This window comes from Gemmatimonadota bacterium (assembly GCA_026706345.1).
Lineage (GTDB): Bacteria > JAAXHH01 > JAAXHH01 > JAAXHH01 > JAAXHH01 > JAAXHH01.
The window spans coordinates 12,513-27,543 of record JAPOYX010000239.1 but is presented as its reverse complement, the minus strand read 5'-3'; the positions used below and the strand labels follow the sequence as shown (position 1 = coordinate 27,543).

At 61.7% G+C, this 15,031-nt stretch carries 14 protein-coding genes; 3 read left to right on the top strand and 11 right to left on the bottom strand.

Annotated features, from left to right (window positions below; all coding sequences use genetic code 11):
* The first annotated feature begins 92 nt into the window (after positions 1–92).
* Both OXG98_17365 and OXG98_17360 read left to right on the top strand, forming a co-directional pair.
* On the top strand, positions 93–1,061 hold the full coding sequence (locus tag OXG98_17365; protein MCY3773779.1) for a phytanoyl-CoA dioxygenase family protein: 969 nt from the start codon (positions 93–95) through the stop codon (positions 1,059–1,061).
* A 97-nt stretch (positions 1,062–1,158) separates the two neighbouring features.
* On the top strand, positions 1,159–1,872 hold the full coding sequence (locus OXG98_17360; protein ID MCY3773778.1) for a hypothetical protein: 714 nt from the start codon (positions 1,159–1,161) through the stop codon (positions 1,870–1,872).
* Positions 1,873–1,933: 61 nt separating this feature from the next.
* Here the strand turns inward: OXG98_17360 and OXG98_17355 are convergent, their stop codons facing one another.
* The 3 genes from OXG98_17355 to OXG98_17345 form a co-directional block, all read right to left on the bottom strand.
* Positions 1,934–3,052 carry a TRAP transporter substrate-binding protein gene (locus tag OXG98_17355; GenBank protein MCY3773777.1) on the bottom strand — a complete coding sequence of 373 codons (1,119 nt, stop codon included), beginning with the start codon at positions 3,050–3,052 and terminating at the stop codon, positions 1,934–1,936.
* A gap of 105 nt (positions 3,053–3,157) precedes the next feature.
* Positions 3,158–4,105 (bottom strand): ribose-phosphate pyrophosphokinase, encoded by a 948-nt coding sequence (locus OXG98_17350; protein MCY3773776.1) that lies wholly within the window; start codon positions 4,103–4,105, stop codon positions 3,158–3,160.
* A 116-nt stretch (positions 4,106–4,221) separates the two neighbouring features.
* The gene (locus OXG98_17345) at positions 4,222–5,880 is read right to left on the bottom strand and encodes a lamin tail domain-containing protein (protein ID MCY3773775.1); all 1,659 of its coding nucleotides are present in this window, start codon (positions 5,878–5,880) and stop codon (positions 4,222–4,224) included.
* Between the two features lie 173 nt (positions 5,881–6,053).
* On the opposite strand from OXG98_17345, the gene gcvT reads away from it, so the two are divergent.
* On the top strand, positions 6,054–7,151 hold the full coding sequence (gene gcvT, locus OXG98_17340; GenBank protein ID MCY3773774.1) for a glycine cleavage system aminomethyltransferase GcvT: 1,098 nt from the start codon (positions 6,054–6,056) through the stop codon (positions 7,149–7,151).
* Positions 7,152–7,171: 20 nt separating this feature from the next.
* Here gcvT and OXG98_17335 read toward each other — a convergent pair whose 3' ends face one another.
* From OXG98_17335 to OXG98_17300, 8 genes are all read right to left on the bottom strand, one after another.
* On the bottom strand, positions 7,172–8,131 hold the full coding sequence (locus OXG98_17335) for a carbohydrate kinase family protein (GenBank protein MCY3773773.1): 960 nt from the start codon (positions 8,129–8,131) through the stop codon (positions 7,172–7,174).
* 72 nt (positions 8,132–8,203) lie between these two features.
* Positions 8,204–8,950, bottom strand: a complete 747-nt coding sequence (locus OXG98_17330; GenBank protein MCY3773772.1) for an isochorismatase family protein — start codon at positions 8,948–8,950, stop codon at positions 8,204–8,206.
* Between the two features lie 65 nt (positions 8,951–9,015).
* Entirely contained in the window at positions 9,016–10,704 is a 1,689-nt protein-coding gene (locus tag OXG98_17325) for a dihydroxy-acid dehydratase (protein ID MCY3773771.1), read from the bottom strand.
* Entirely contained in the window at positions 10,686–11,414 is a 729-nt protein-coding gene (locus tag OXG98_17320) for a phytanoyl-CoA dioxygenase family protein (protein ID MCY3773770.1), read from the bottom strand. The genes OXG98_17325 and OXG98_17320 overlap by 19 nt, the downstream gene beginning before the upstream one ends.
* A 99-nt stretch (positions 11,415–11,513) precedes the next feature.
* Positions 11,514–12,806 (bottom strand): Ppx/GppA phosphatase family protein, encoded by a 1,293-nt coding sequence (locus OXG98_17315; protein ID MCY3773769.1) that lies wholly within the window; start codon positions 12,804–12,806, stop codon positions 11,514–11,516.
* A 12-nt stretch (positions 12,807–12,818) separates the two neighbouring features.
* Positions 12,819–13,052 (bottom strand): hypothetical protein, encoded by a 234-nt coding sequence (locus OXG98_17310; GenBank protein ID MCY3773768.1) that lies wholly within the window; start codon positions 13,050–13,052, stop codon positions 12,819–12,821.
* A gap of 7 nt (positions 13,053–13,059) precedes the next feature.
* Entirely contained in the window at positions 13,060–14,001 is a 942-nt protein-coding gene (locus tag OXG98_17305; protein MCY3773767.1) for a D-glycerate dehydrogenase, read from the bottom strand.
* Positions 14,002–14,060: 59 nt separating this feature from the next.
* Positions 14,061–15,017, bottom strand: coding sequence for an LD-carboxypeptidase (locus tag OXG98_17300; GenBank protein ID MCY3773766.1), 957 nt, complete (start codon positions 15,015–15,017; stop codon positions 14,061–14,063).
* Positions 15,018–15,031 lie beyond the last annotated feature (14 nt).

The window sequence follows — 15,031 nt, the reverse complement described above, 5'->3', positions numbered from 1 at the left end:
CCGCGTTCTGAAGGTCCTGCCGCACGCGGAGTAGGCGGTACGAGGAGCGGGCGGCACGCGGAGCCCCATCCAGTAAGTACGGGAGAGGTACCTTGGGCTTTTCACAGACGGAAATCGCACAGTTCAGAGCGCGGGGATATCTGGTTAAGGCGGGATTGCTGGCGCCGGGTGATCTGGGTCCATTGACAACCGCCTTAAGTGGTATCGTCGATCGTGGAGCGAAGAAACTGCACGGCGACGGTAAATTGGCCGGTCTTTACGAGAACGAGGGCTTCGAGACCCGGCTCGCCCGTATATACAAGGAATCCGAAGAAGCCGGCCAGGTGATCATGGGAATGATTATGGGCCGGGGTGGAGGCGGATTCAGCGGCGAGGCGATGCTGGCCCTGTTGCGGAACGCGAAACTGGTAGACTGTGTTTCAGACCTGATCGGACCGGACATCGTTGGGGCCTCCGCATATCGCATACGTCCCAAGATCCCCGAGTATGAGCGGACGGAAGTGCCGTGGCACCAGGATTCCGGTTACTTCCTGCCCCATTGCGACCGGCACCTGATCGTGACCTGCTGGATCCCCCTGGTCGATACTACTGTGGAAAACGGATGCCTATACGTAATACCTGGCGCTCATAAGAAAGGTGTGTTCCGGCACTACACGGGCGGGCATGGAGGCTACCTGGAGATCCCGGGGGACGAATTGCCGGAGAACAAACCTATTCCCATGGAAATGAAACTGGGTAATGTCCTGTTCATGACCAATCTTACACCCCACGCTTCCTTTGTGAACCGTTCCGAAATCGTTCGCTGGAGCATCGACCTGAGGTATCAGTCCATGGACGCGCCGAACAACGCGGAGGAGGATCCGGAAACGTATACACCGGAAAGGGACCCGGTCACCATGGCCTGTTATCCGAGCGAGGCGGACTTCGTGATCCGGGATTCGAATCGTCCCGAGCGGGAGATCAGGACGCCGGAAGCCTTCAGGGAACTCCGGGACCGCTACCACGAAGCGAAGCCCTATAACCCGGGCAGGGGCTGGACGCGCCTCAAGGACCGGGAATGATCTGCGGTTGCGGATGCTGTATCGCAGGACTAAATGAACGAAGTCGAAAGGACCTCTGGATCCTTTAAGTCGAGAATCGATTATCCAGGAAACCGCTATGAACCCCGGCATTACCCGATACATGCGGGCGCCCTACGGAGCGCCCAATGGCCTGCAGGTCACCGGCGAAGGCCTGTGGGTCGTGGATCAATTGACCGATCGCGTGGCACTCCTGGCCCTGGAAGCTCCGCACGAGTACGGCGTATCCAGAATACTCCGCGAGCTGCCGACCGAATCCTCCAATTCAAGCGGCATGTCATTTGGCGAAGGAGGGCTCTGGCTGGCCGCGAACGGTCCGGGCGACCGGTGGCGCTTCCCGAAGGATACCGACGCTCCGGCCGGAACGGGCGAGATACTCAAGGTCGATCCCCGGACCGGAGCTACGCTGCTTCGCCGGCCGCTGCCCGCCCCTGGAGGCACCCATGGCCTGGATTACGATTTCGTGGAAAAGGGTACGATCTGGCTCAGCACGCTTCAGGAGAAAACGCTTACCCAGGTTCGTATCCCGGACTGGTCGGTAAAAAGAGTTATTCCGTTGCCTTACGACGCCGGGCACGGTGTCGTAAGGACCGAAGACGATGCCCTGTGGATGGTATTCAAGGTGGACCGCGTCATTGCCAAGATGGATATCGAGACCGGTACAGTGCGCGACGAGATCCATATCGGCCCGGATCATCCGGAACCGCACGGCCTGGCGCGTTGCGGAGACGACCTGTTGTACTGCGACGCGACGACGGGCTGGATCGCCCGGATAGACGGCGTATTCGGATGATGACTCATCCGGGTGCAGACGGCAAGGTGCTCCGCCCGGCCGTCCCCGCTTAGATTCCGCCTTACCCCATGGCGCCGGAGTAGTAGATCTTCTCTCCCAGGTCCGTCCAGCCGCTTACCGTCTTCCGAAAAGCGATGAAGGACTCGTACACTTTCCTGCTGTCTTCGTCCGTGTCGATCAGCTGGGTGATGACTTCGTCCGCGTATCCCTTGAGAGTCCTAAGCACGGTATCGGGGAACCGGCGAAGCTGTACCCCTTCTTCGTTTATCAGTTTCTGCAGGTATTCATTGTTCCTGGCGTCGAACTCGGACAGCACCCAATGGGTCGATCGGGCCGCCGCGGTCCGAATCACCGTCTGCAGGTACTGCGGCAGTTCCTCGAAGGCGCTCTTGTTGACCATAAGTTCCGTCACGGTTCCCGGCTCATGCCAGCCCGGGTAGTAGTAATACTGAGCCGCCCGGTAGAATCCCATGAGGTAATCGTGGTAAGGACCGATCCACTCGGTAGCGTCGATGACGCCGCGTTCCAGGTTGGTGTAGATCTCTCCAACGGGAGACAGAATGGCCGAACCGCCCGCCCGCTTGATCACGTCTCCCCCCAGGCCGGGTATGCGCATTTTCAGTCCCTGCAGGTCGTCGGCGGTGTTGATCTCCTGCCGGAACCATCCCCCCATCTGGAATCCGGTATTGCCCGCGGGCATGGGGACCAGATTGAAGGGGGCGTAGATATCCTCCCACAACCGCAAGCCGCCTCCGCTGTAGAGCCAGGCTGTGACCTGCTGCGCGTTCATTCCGAAGGGTACCGACGAAAAGAACTGCGTGGCAGGTGCCTTGCCTGCCCAGTAGTACGCGGCGCCGTGTCCCATTTCCGCCACGCCCTGGCTCACCGCTTCGAATCCCTCGAGAGCTGGGATCAGCTCACCGCCCGCGTACACCGTGATCTTCATCCTCCCCTCGGACATTTCCTCCACCCATTCGGCCAGAAGCCGCGCGCTCTCCTGTAGAATAGGCAGGTTCGGCGTCCACGTCGTGACCATCTTCCATTCATAGGTCTTGTCCGTGCGGATGGCGGGACCGCCGCTTTCCTGTCCCGACCCGCATCCAGCCATCAGCGCGGCTCCTCCGGCCAGTCCGGCCGTAGATGCCGTCTTCAGAAACTCCCTTCGCTTGATCTTATCCATCCTTTTCCTCCGTGAACAGGTTGATATCGAGTTCGGCAATCAGTCCGGTGTCCTTAAAACGTGAAACACGCCCGGATCAAACGCTCCGGCCAGGCCGACCGGAAACTACATCGTGTCGGCAAACAGGCTGCTCACCGATTCACCGTTGTGGATCCTGCGAATCGTCTCGGCCAGCAACGAGGCGACCGAAAGAATCACCATATTAGGAAGACGTTTTTCTTCGCCTATGGGTACCGTGTTGGTCGTGACGATCTCGTCGATACGGGAACAGTTTTTAAACCGCTCAACAGCCCTTCCGCTGAATATGCCGTGCGTACAGGCGACAGACACCCTTTGTACGTCCCGCTCCTTCAATCGTTCGATCAGTTCGATGATGCTGCCGCCTGTCGCGACCTCATCGTCCATGATGATCGCGTTCTTGCCGGAAACGTCGCCCACGATCATGTCGATTACGACCTTTTCGTCCGAAATGCGGCGCTTGTTGCCCGCCGCCACCGGCAACATCAGTTGCCGCGCGAAATGGGCGGCGTTCTTTGCATTGCCCAAGTCGGGCGATACGACGACGGTGTTGCTCAGGTCGCGCTGCTGGAAGTGTTGCGCCAGGACCTTGATCGCGTTCAAATGGTCCACCGGGATACTGAAAAAACCGTGAACCTGCGGTTGATGCATTTGCAGTGTGAGAATGCGATTGGCTCCGGCTGTTCCCAGCAGGTCGGCTACCAGGCGTCCCGCGATGGATATGCGGGGAGCATCCTTTTTGTCGGATCGCGAGTAGGAATAATAGGGAAGCACGGCGGTGGCGCGTGCCGCCGATGCCCCGCGCGCGGCGTCCAGCATCAACAGCAGTTCCACCAGGTTTTCCTGCACGGGCGGTCCCAGGGGTTGGATAATGTAAACATCCCCTTCCCGGCAGTTCGCGTTCAACTGGACCTGGAGACAATCATTGCTGAATCGTGTCAGGGTACTGGCTTTCAGCGGTACGTTCAGATAGTGGCATACCTCTTCCGACAGAGCGGGATGGGAAGAGCCGCTGAAGACCACGATATTGTTCATGTATCCATCTCTGTACGCGCGACCCGATTCAGCCCGAGGCGACCTGGAGCCGTGTTGCGGGAGCCACTGTAAATCAAGAAATCCGGGCAAGCCGTGTCAAGTAGAATATCTGACTTTCACGGCGAGGATGCGATGACCACCAGGTGTCTGGACGCCGTCAGCCTGTTGAGCGTCGGCAGCATCTGTTCGACGTATAGAATGTACGGACCAACGGGCAGTCTTCGCCCATGTTGATCCGTTCCGTCCCAGGTGAAGACGTGACGGCTGGCCACGGTTGTCTGATCGATGAGGGTCTTGAGAAAACGTCCGCTGATATCGAAAACCATCGCGTGGAGAATCCCGTGGGATGCCGGCAGATCGACTGTCACGAGACAAATGTCTTCATGGTTGTCGCCATCCGGGGAGAATGGATTGTTGCTCACGTGCAGAGAAACGCCATCCGGGATACGGGTTGCGTACAGTGAGTTCCTTTGTCCCGGGGTACCGCCCGGGGCAGCGGCGGAAGGTCCCCAGACCTGCGGATCGAAGTTCGGGTTCACCAGTTCCAGTGAACGGCCCGGATCGGGATTCGACTCCCCGTCGTACGCCACGTCGCGGATTATACTTCCGCTGGCATCCATAAGCAGGACCCTTGCGCCGCTGTTGCGGAGTCTTTCCCAGCCGCCCATGGCTTCCACCACACTGCCGTCGAACGCGGGATGGGTTTTCCGGAACAGGCCGATGTCATGGGCAATGACGAGGTAGCCCTGGCCTTCGATCGAGACACCACCCGTGGAAATGAGCCGCGACCGCTCCACGTGATCCAGTCGCAGAGACCATCCGGCAAGATCGATTTCGTTGCTCCCGCCGTTGTACAGCTCGATCCATTCTGACTGGTCGGGGCCGGGATTAAACATGATTTCGTTTATAAACACTTCTTTCCCCGCTTGGTCGATGGTTCGCGGTTCTTCGGATTCGACCGGCTGCGTCGGTTCCTGCGGTTCTTCGGGCTCGCCGGGTTCTGACGGTTCATCGGGTTCAGCAGGTCCTTCCGGCTCCTCGGGCGCTACGGGTTCTTCAGTTCCGGCCGGCTCCTCGGGCTCCTCCGGCTCCGGTTCGTCCGGCTGTGCCGGCTCCTGCGGTTCTGCCGGTTCTTCGGGTTCAGTCGGCTCCTCGGGTCCCTCCGGCTCCGGTACTGCGGGGGGTTCGCTCGCCGCGCTGTTCCTGAACCCGGGGGTCGATCCGTCCGGATGCATAGACGGGGAGAGATTGGATGCATCCACGGCCAGGTCGAATCGTCTTCGCTCCCAGGAGATGCCGTTTCCGCCTGCTGACTCGGTCCATTCAAACCGGTCGATCGTAATATCGTCTTTCTTGATGAAGACCAGATCCGCACTGTTTCCGAGACCGTTGCCCAGTGTGCGGTCTCCCTTTATCGTCAGCATCAGAAGACTCGCGGGATCGCCGCCCGCAACGATCCGGCCGCCGTATCCTCCCTCATAATCGGGATCTACGACGAGCGCGTATGCGCCGGGTCCCAGGACAGTACCTGAAAGCCCGACATCGTATGGACCCGTAAAATCCGCAATCGTGTCGTTTATGTCCCTGGTGTCACCGAGCGACCAGCCGTCGAGGTCTATCGGAACGTCCCCTGCGTTGTACAATTCCACGAATTCACCTTTGGATTCCGAGACCGGGTCGGACAAGACCTCGGTTATGACGATTTCCGCCCCCGCGGCTTTTCCCGCGATGTAAAGGCATAGACCCGCGATAGCCATATGACGTTTTCGTATCATGATCAGGAGATTCCTTTTGTTGAGTGGTGATGCGTGTTCGCCGACCCTCGATATCTGTCTGATCCAATCAGTCGGAAAGTCGTCAGGTATCTCGTTTTTGTATTGACATCATCAGATGGCCTTGCGTTACATGCGAAGGGCAATACACGATACATGGCCGTCAGGAGCATCTCATGTCGGATCTGCGAAGAACCGCGCTATACGAACGCCACCAGGAGCTGGGCGCCAGGCTGGTACCCTTCAGCGGCTGGGAGATGCCGGTTCAGTACAAGGGTATTCTGGCCGAACATCACGCGGTACGCGCGGACGCCGGCCTGTTCGATGTTTCCCACATGGGGCGGGTGGAGATTCACGGACCGGACGCCGTGGCCTTCGTGAATCATGTCACGGTCAACGATGTCGAACGGCTGAAGCCTTTCCGTTCCCAGTATACGCTGGCATGCAGAGAAAACGGCGGTATCATCGATGATTTCCTGGTTTACCGCATGCCGGACCGGTTGCTGATCATTCCCAACGCGGGTAACAGCGAAAAGGACCTGGAATGGTTTCGGAGATCCGCCTCCGCCTTCGACGTCGAGATCCGGGACCTGAGCGACGAGACCATGCTCGTCGCCCTGCAGGGCCCCGCCAGCGAGGCGATCCTGAACCCCCTGGCGGAAACCGAACTGGATACGCTCAGATTCCAGGGTTTCGTTGAAACGCGTATCAGCGACATTGACGCCAGGGTGTTTCGTACGGGATACACGGGAGAGGACGGCTTCGAAATCTGGTATCCTGCGAAGCGGGCGGTCGACTTGTGGAACCTCCTGCTTGAATCCGGCGCTTCACGGGGTCTGGCGCCGTGCGGCCTGGGGGCGAGGGATACCCTTCGGCTGGAGGCCGGACTCGCGCTGTACGATCACGAGATCGACGAATCGATCAATCCCATCGAAGCCGGTCTGGGATGGACGGTCAAGCTGAAGAAACCAGGGTTCATCGGCCGGGAAGCCCTCCTGAGGGTCCGGCGCGAAGGCGTGAAGCGGAAGCTGGTCGGACTGAGATTACTGGAACGGGGAATTCCCAGGCAGGGCTATGAAATCCTCCACGATGGGGTCCCCGTCGGCCAGGTCGTAAGCGGAGCGATCTCACCCACGCTGGGTCACGGGATCGGGACGGGATTCGTCCCCGTAGATCTGGCGGAACCCGGCAGGGAGGCGGCGATAGGAATAAGAGGCAGGCACATCGCCGCCGAAGTGGTGAAACTGCCCTTTTATACCGGCAGCAGAAAGTAGCTGGAACTCAAACCGTACCTCTAACCGTTTTTATTCAGAAACGCCCATACGACATCCGCGGCAGGCAGTCCTTCCGCCGCGCCGGGCGTACCGATTTTGATGGCCGCCGCGGCATTCGCGAATGCCGCCATTTCCTCCAGAGTCCTGTCCGCAAGGTAACTGTACAGCAGTCCGCTGGCGAAAGCGTCCCCCGCACCCACTGTGGACCCGTCGCTGGCGTGGAAGGCTGGCTGTTCAACCATGCTGTCTTTGGAGGCCACCAGACAGCCGCGTTTGCCCATGGTAAGCGCCACAACCGCTATACCCGTCTCGAGCAGAACCGCCGCGGCGTCGTGAGGCGGTTTCCGGCCGGTGAGCTGTTCCGCTTCCGGCTCGTTCGGAATGATGATATCAGTGAGCTTCAAGGCCTCGTGCACACGTGATTCCAGTGCTGGATTCAGCCAGTATTTGCCCGGATCAAAGGCTACCGTCCCGCCGCCCTCCCGCGCGGCCGCCATCGCGTCGAGCATGTTCCGGCTGGTCGATTCGTCCTCGGTCAGTACATGCCCGGTAAGGTAGAGGATGCGCGCCGACCGAACGAAATCGTGCGGCAGGCAGTGGGCGGGTATGGTCCTGGGACCGGGGCACACGTAGAACTCGTACTCGCCGTTCGGCGTCTCGAACATGCAGGCCAGGGAGGTCGCCTGTCCCGGCATGACGTGGAGATGGGACAGATCTACCCCCTCCGCCCGCATGCGATCCGCGAACTGAGCGCCGGGCGCGTCGTCGCCTACCGCGCCGACAAAGGCCGCGCGACCGCCGAGCCGGGCAACGCCCAGGGCGACGTTGGCCGCCGCGCCTCCCGGACCGACATGGCAGGCCTCACCGACGACGCCGGTTTCCCTTACGCCTCCGGCGCGCCGGTCCGGATGGCGCGGTACCCGCATCCAGACGTCAAGGTTACCGTCCCCCACGGACAGCACCTCCAGCTCGCGCTTCATCGCATCACCTGAAACCGGGTCATATGAAGGTGGCTGTTTCCACACAGCCGCGGGCTGGTCCGAGCCTCGCGTTCACGGCAGGAGGTCCGAGCTGTGAACCGAAGGACACCAGTGCTTCTCGATAAAGGAGACCACCAGGCGCGTGCCTTCTTCATGGCTGACGTAGGGCGGCATCGCGGGATTGTACATGGTGTCGGTGAGATCGCGGACCAGCGCCACGGGAACGCCCCACCGGGCCATCTGCTTTATGCCGAAGGTCCGGTGCAGGATGCACATGTTGGTATGCACGCCCATCATCAGCATGTTGCGGATTCCGTAATGCTGGAAACAGGCGTAGATCTGTCCGCCGTTGTCGGACATGAGGTCTCTTTCCTGGTCGATGACGATGTCCGGATGCTGCCGGGACCAGGCACTGAAAGTCTTCGTTTCGCCCGTATCCGCACCTTCGTCGGACGCATCGACGGGGAGCGGGGGATCCGGGAGATCGAGATCCGGCGGTGTATCCACGGGCGGCACGGACTCGGCTCTTTTCCGCGCGGACGTATCCCTGTAGAAATCCAGCGTATCGGACGGAGCGTGAACGATCAGGACTCCGCGGGACCGGCAGGCTGCCGCGACTTCGTTCATTTGCGGGGTCAGCGCGTTCAATCGCTCCACCGCGCCGCGGCACCAGTGAGAATCCCATATGTCGCAAAGTACCAGCGCGGTACGCTCCGGTTCCCAGCGGGTCGCCTTCGTGATCGTTTTCCACACGGCAAAGCCGTCGTCACGCACCAGTTCCTGGCGGCGCAGTTTCAGGTCAAGCCGGTTATCTGCCATGACAAGGTTCCTTTCTCGGTCGAACTGCCTGGGCGAATAACGAATCGGGTTCTATACGTTCCGTCCTAAAGAAAATCCAGGTCGGCGCCCAGATGGGCGGGAAGGACGTGTTCGGCGTACAATCTGCGCCACCCCCGGTCAGGCGCCGGGGGAGGGAGGTGTCCGGACTTGCGCCGGGCCAGTTCCTCCCCATCCACGCACAGGTCTAGCCGCCTGTTCTCCACATCGAGTTCAATCATGTCGCCATCCCTGGCGAGCGCCAGCGGGCCGCCGGCAGCGGCCTCGGGGCAGCAGTGCAGCACGACCGTACCGTAGGCCGTGCCGCTCATCCGCGCATCGGACACGCGCACCATATCTACCACGCCTCTCTTCGCCAGGTAGGCCGGAATGGGCAGCGAGCCGGCTTCCGGCATGCCCATGGCCACGGGACCCGCGTTTCGCATGACGAGCACGTGATCACGGGTCAGCCCCAGTTTCGGATCGTCGATCCGCGCCGCCACGTCGTCCGGCGACTCGAATACAACGGCCGGCCCCCGGTGATGTTGCAGATTCGATGCTGCCGAGGCCTGTTTGATCAGGGCGCCGTCGGGCGCCAGGGTCCCGCGTAAGACGACCAGTACGCCGGGTGGACCGATGGGTTTTTCCAGGGTGCCAATGGTATCCTGCCAGACGGCCGGCGGATGCGTGTCCTTCAGGATCTCCCCCAGTGACTTGCCATTGGCGTTCAGGGCATCCGGTTCCAGCCTGGATTCCAGGGCCTTCCACAGTACGGGGAGGCCGCCCGCCTTGTGGAAGTCCTCCATGTATCCCGTACCCACGGGTTTGCAGTTCACCAGCACGGGTGTTTCCGCAGCCGCTTCGTGGATGTCGTCCAGCGTAAGGGCAATGCCGGCGCGGCGGGCGATGGCGATGAGGTGGATCACGGCGTTGGTGGACCCGCCCAGCGCCGCGAGCACGGTCGCGGCGTTGTCGAATGACGCCCTGGTAAGGAACTTGAGCGGATCTGCCCCGCATCTGGCCAGTTCGACGATGCGTCTGCCTGTCATTACCGCCTGTCTGAGCCGGTCTCCCGATCCCGAAAGAGGGGTAGCTCCACCGGGCAGCATCAGGCCCAGCGTCGCCGTGAGGCAGGCCATGGTAGAGGCCGTTCCCATGACCATGCACGTTCCGCCCGTGGGGCACAGGGCCTGTTCGATTTCGCCGATTTCCTCCGGGCCGATCTCACCCGCCCGGTGCCGGAGCCAGTACCGCCGGCAGTCCGTGCAGGCTCCGAGGCGTTCGCCCTGCCAGCTGCCCGTGCGCATGGCCCCGGTCACCAGCGAGATCGCCGGCACGCCGGCCGAAACGGCGGCCATCAACTGGGCCGGCACGGTCTTGTCGCAGCCTCCCAGCAGCACGACGCCGTCCATCGGCTGCGACCGGATCATTTCCTCCGTATCCATGGCCATCAGGTTGCGGAAGAGCATGGAGGTGGGCGAAAGCAGCGTTTCGGCCAGCGAGATCGTGGGGAAGACCAGGGCGAGACCGCCGGCCTGGGCGATCCCGCGTCTGACGCCCTCCACCAGGGCCGGCATATCCCGGTGACACGTGTTGTAGTCCGATGACGTGTCCGCAATACCGATAATCGGCCGGTCGAGGTCTTCGCCGTCATAGCCCGCGGAAGACAGGAACGCCCGCCGCATGTAACGGCTGAATTCCGTGTCGCCGTACCGGGTCAGGTTCCGGTCGATTCCCTTTATGCCAGCATCTGCCATGGTTGATCCAGGTGGCGCATGCGCTCCGGCGTCGCCGTCTTGCGCATCAGTTCCCACCGCAGTTCGTTCCGGCCGGCCGGGAGCCTGCGCCTGAGAAAGGCCCGTTCGGTCTCCGTACGGCAGGACGAACAGGCCAGGATATTCAGCATGCGCCTGCGGTTTCCGCCCCCAAGGGCGTTGTGCAGGGTCATCTGGTTGAACACGATCACGTCGCCGGGCTGGTTGTCCGGAACAACGCAAGGGACCTCCTCCATGCCGATGCCCCAGAGCGCCCGGGTATCCAGGTTTCCCTGCCAACCCTGTCGGTGGGAACCCGGCACGAGCCTCAGGGCCCCGGTCTTCCGGGTCAGGGGATCGAGATACATGGCCCACTTGACCTGGACTACCGGGTCTCCATGGCAGTCGGGATGCCACAGGCCGTCCCCGACATACAACTCGCCGCCACTGCCCAGGTAGTTGTAGTCCTCCCCCAGAAGGCCCGCCAGCAGTCCGTCGACCCCGGGGTTGTCGAGCAGCGCACACAGCCGTTCGCTTCGTTCTATGAAGCATCCCAGACTCGAGCGGGCGGTTCCGTCGTGCACGACGCCGGCCTCGCGGAACACCCGTTCGAATTCCTCGACGATCCACGGGACCTCCTCCCGCATGAGGCCGGGAAGGGCGAGGTAGCCGAAGTCGCCAAAAAATCGCTTCTGGTGATGGCTCAGTATCATCTCGGGCAGATTCCCTCGTGACGGCCGCCGTCCGCGCCGCCGCCACACCACACCAGGACCGAAGTACGCTTTGAACAACAGCCCGCTCCGGCCCCTCGGTCACACTACGATGTCGAGTTTTAAGCCGAAGTACTCTTCGAACAACTGAATACGCTGGCGGGCCTCCGACAACTCGACCCTGGCGGCAGCGGGGCTGTCGGCCACAATCTTCAGACGCGCCTCTTTGTCCGTCACGACAAGTCGAACGCCTTCGACGGCCTGAGACCGGCTCCGGTCCAGGTACTCGGACAGCCTGAGCAACGCGGAAAGCCGGTATACCAGGTTCAAATCACCCTTTTTCAACATGGCGTGGTACCGGGAGAAGTCCGGTTTCCCGCGACGGTGATTAAGGCAGAGATAGGCAATGATCACGATTTCGCGGTGGTCGAAGCCGGGCAGCCCGGCGTTGACGATGATGTAGGCCGAGTGTTTGTGATGATCGTAGTAGTCGATTACCGTGCCGATATCGTGCAGCATGGCCGCGGCCCACAGGTATTCCCTTTCGCGTACTCCGTACCCGTGCACGTCATGAAGCTGATCGAACAGGGAGAGCGAAAGCCGGGCGACGTGGGCCGTGTGCGCTCCTTCGTAGCCGTAGAGACGGACCAGGTTCAGAACGGTAAAGCGCCGTAACTCGGCGCTGTGACCGGGACGGCTGGCGGGCCTGAGGGCGTGCTCGAAGAACAGTCCTTCCCTCAGCCCCTGTCCACTTACGACCAGTCCGCCGGCGCCGGCGTTCCGCATAACGCCCGCCACGACCATGGCGCCCGCCAGGATGATGTCTGCGCGATCCGACTGGAGTCCCGGTATCCGTCGGGCCCGGTCTGAAACGAGTAACTCGGCGATGCGGCCGATCAGCTTTTCTACCCGTCCCCGCTTCAGTTCGTACCCATGGACCAGTCCGAGCGGGTACCGCCTGTCCACGCGGTCGATGCGGGCCAGAGCGCGAACGACGCCGCCTACGCCCGCGATGGCCCGGTTCCCCTTCGCCTTCGGCCAATCGATGCCGGAAAAACACGCGTCAAGCACCTTGTCGAGCCGCTTCATCTGGCCCGGAGACACCCTGTCGTCCGGGAAAAAGGTCTCGGTGGTACGCACTGTGCCGAAAAACGTGGTTACGCCCCGGGCAAACGCACCGTTCCGGATCAACCCGATCTCCGCGCTCCCGCCGCCGATGTCCAGCATGACCCCGTCGTACAGCCCCAGACTGTTCATAACGCCCACGGAACTGTAGAAGGCCTCTTCTTCCCCGCTCAGGAGCCTGAATTCCAGTCCGGTCGCCTGTCTGATTTCTTCGAGGAACGCTGGACCGTCTTCCGCGTCCCTTACGGCCGCCGTGGCCACCGGGATCACCTCTTCAATGCCCTAGGCGTCGCAGAAGGACCTGAACATGCGGACCGCGTCGATCGCCCGTGACCGCGCCCGGACGCGCAACCGGTTCTCGGCCGCGGTGCCCTCGCCCAGGCGGACCCGGCGGCTCACCTCATCCGTAATCTTGAAGACCCGGTCGGTGGTGTACTGCGCGATCATGAGCCGGGGGGTATTCGACCCCAGGTCGATAATGGCAACACGGTGATCGAGTGGCGCAAAGGAATACAATGCAACCTCAGGCGACGCCGGTGATCAGAGTCCGCCCGTCCAGTCCCGCCTTGAGATTCTCCACCGTCCTGCGGGCCATCGCGTGGCGGGTGCGCGTGGTCGCGCTGCCCAGGTGGGGCGCGATGACCAGGTTGTCCAACGTGAGCAGGGGGTGGTCCCTGGGCAGCGGTTCCGGTTCGGTGACGTCCAGCGCCGCTCCGGCTATCCAGCCATTACTCAGGGCGTTGAACAGGGCGTCATGATCGACCACCCCGCCGCGCGCCAGGTTGATCAATATGGCGGTGTGCTTCATGCGTTTCAGCGCGTCTTCGTCGATGAGTCCCCTGGTTTCGTCGGTGAGGGGGCAGTTCAGGGTCACGAAATCCGCGGTATCGAGCAGCGTTTCCAGGGAGACATACCGGGCCCCGTATTCCGATCCTTCGGGATCGGGCTTCCGGTTGTGATAGATGATCTCCATGTCGAATCCCCGGGCCCTCCTGGCGACCTGCTTCCCTATACTGCCCATCCCGATGATGCCGATGGTGCTCCCGTGCACTTCATAGCCGTGGAGAATGCTCGGGTCGTAATGGGTGAACCCGGGGCTGCGCGCGAACCGGTCGCCGACAACAACGCGCCGCGCCGCCGCCATCAGCAGGGTGAAGGTCATATCGGCCGTGGCGCCGTCGAGCATGTTCGGCGTGTTGCCGACGGGGATCCCCCGGACCCGGGCCGCTTCGGTGTCGATATGATCCACGCCCACCCCGAAGTTGCTGATGACCTTCAGATTCGGCATCCTGTCCATCACCGCGCCGTCCGTGGGGGGATGGCCGTAGGTGAGGTACGCGTCGATCAGTTGCCAGCGGTCATCTTCATCTGCCAGGTCACCCAGCAGATGAAACCGGTCCCCGGAGTCGAAGAGATCCATTACGGATGGCGGCAAGGGTACGTCCAGCAAGATGTGACTGCCCATTGAGATTCCTTTGTCACGTAAACTGCGGGCTACCGGGGGGACATTTCGACCGATGAAGACTAGCCGACGCCCGATTCTTCGATGGTGAGTCTGCGGGCATCTCCATCCAGCGTGGCCCGTACCCCCAGGGGCAGCGTCGCCTTGTACGTGCCGTGGCCGATTCCCAGGCCGAAGATCACGGGAATGCCAAGAGGCAGCAGGCGTTCCGCAAACACTTCCTCGATGCTGAAATTTCCGTAGGGGAAGGCGGGATTGTTCGGGGCGCTGCCGCATCCGGCGCATTCGCCGATCACGATCCCCGATACCCGTTCCAGCCTGCCGGCCTGCAGCAACTGCGTCAGCATCCGGTCGATCCGGTGGGGCTCCTCGCCCACATCCTCGAAGAACAGGATGGCGCCGTCGTATTCGAATTCGTACGGTGTCCCCGCCGCGGCGGCAAGCAACGAAAGCGTGCCCCCGATCAATGGTCCGACGGCCGTTCCACCACGAATGACCTGCACGGGGGGCAGATCGTCCGGATGCGGTATCGTCCCGATGGCGGCCGTGCCTGTAACCGCCTTCATGAAAGCGTCCCGGTTGAACGGACGGAAATCGGGACTCATGTCGGACGAGACCATGGGCCCCCAGAATGTGACCAGACCGGTATGCCGGCGTATGGCCCCGTGGAGTGCCGTTATGTCGCTGTAGCCGACAAAGACCTTGGGGTGGGCGCGAATCATCTCGAAATCCATGCGCGGCAGCATCCGCGCCGAGCCGTACCCGCCGCGGAGGCAGACGATGCCCTGGATATCCGGATCGGCGAACATGGCTTCCAGATCGCCAAGACGATCATCGTCCCGTCCGGCCAGGAACCCGTGCCTGTCGGCATGATGCGTCGCCGTGACCGTGCGGAATCCGAGCGTTTCGAGCGATCGGCGGCCGTTATTCAACGCGCTCGGGAGCGCGGAGTGGCTGGCCGGCGCGACGATCCCGATGGTATCTCCGGGTTTTAATGCCGGAGGTTTCAGAACATCCATGCTAAATGAATATA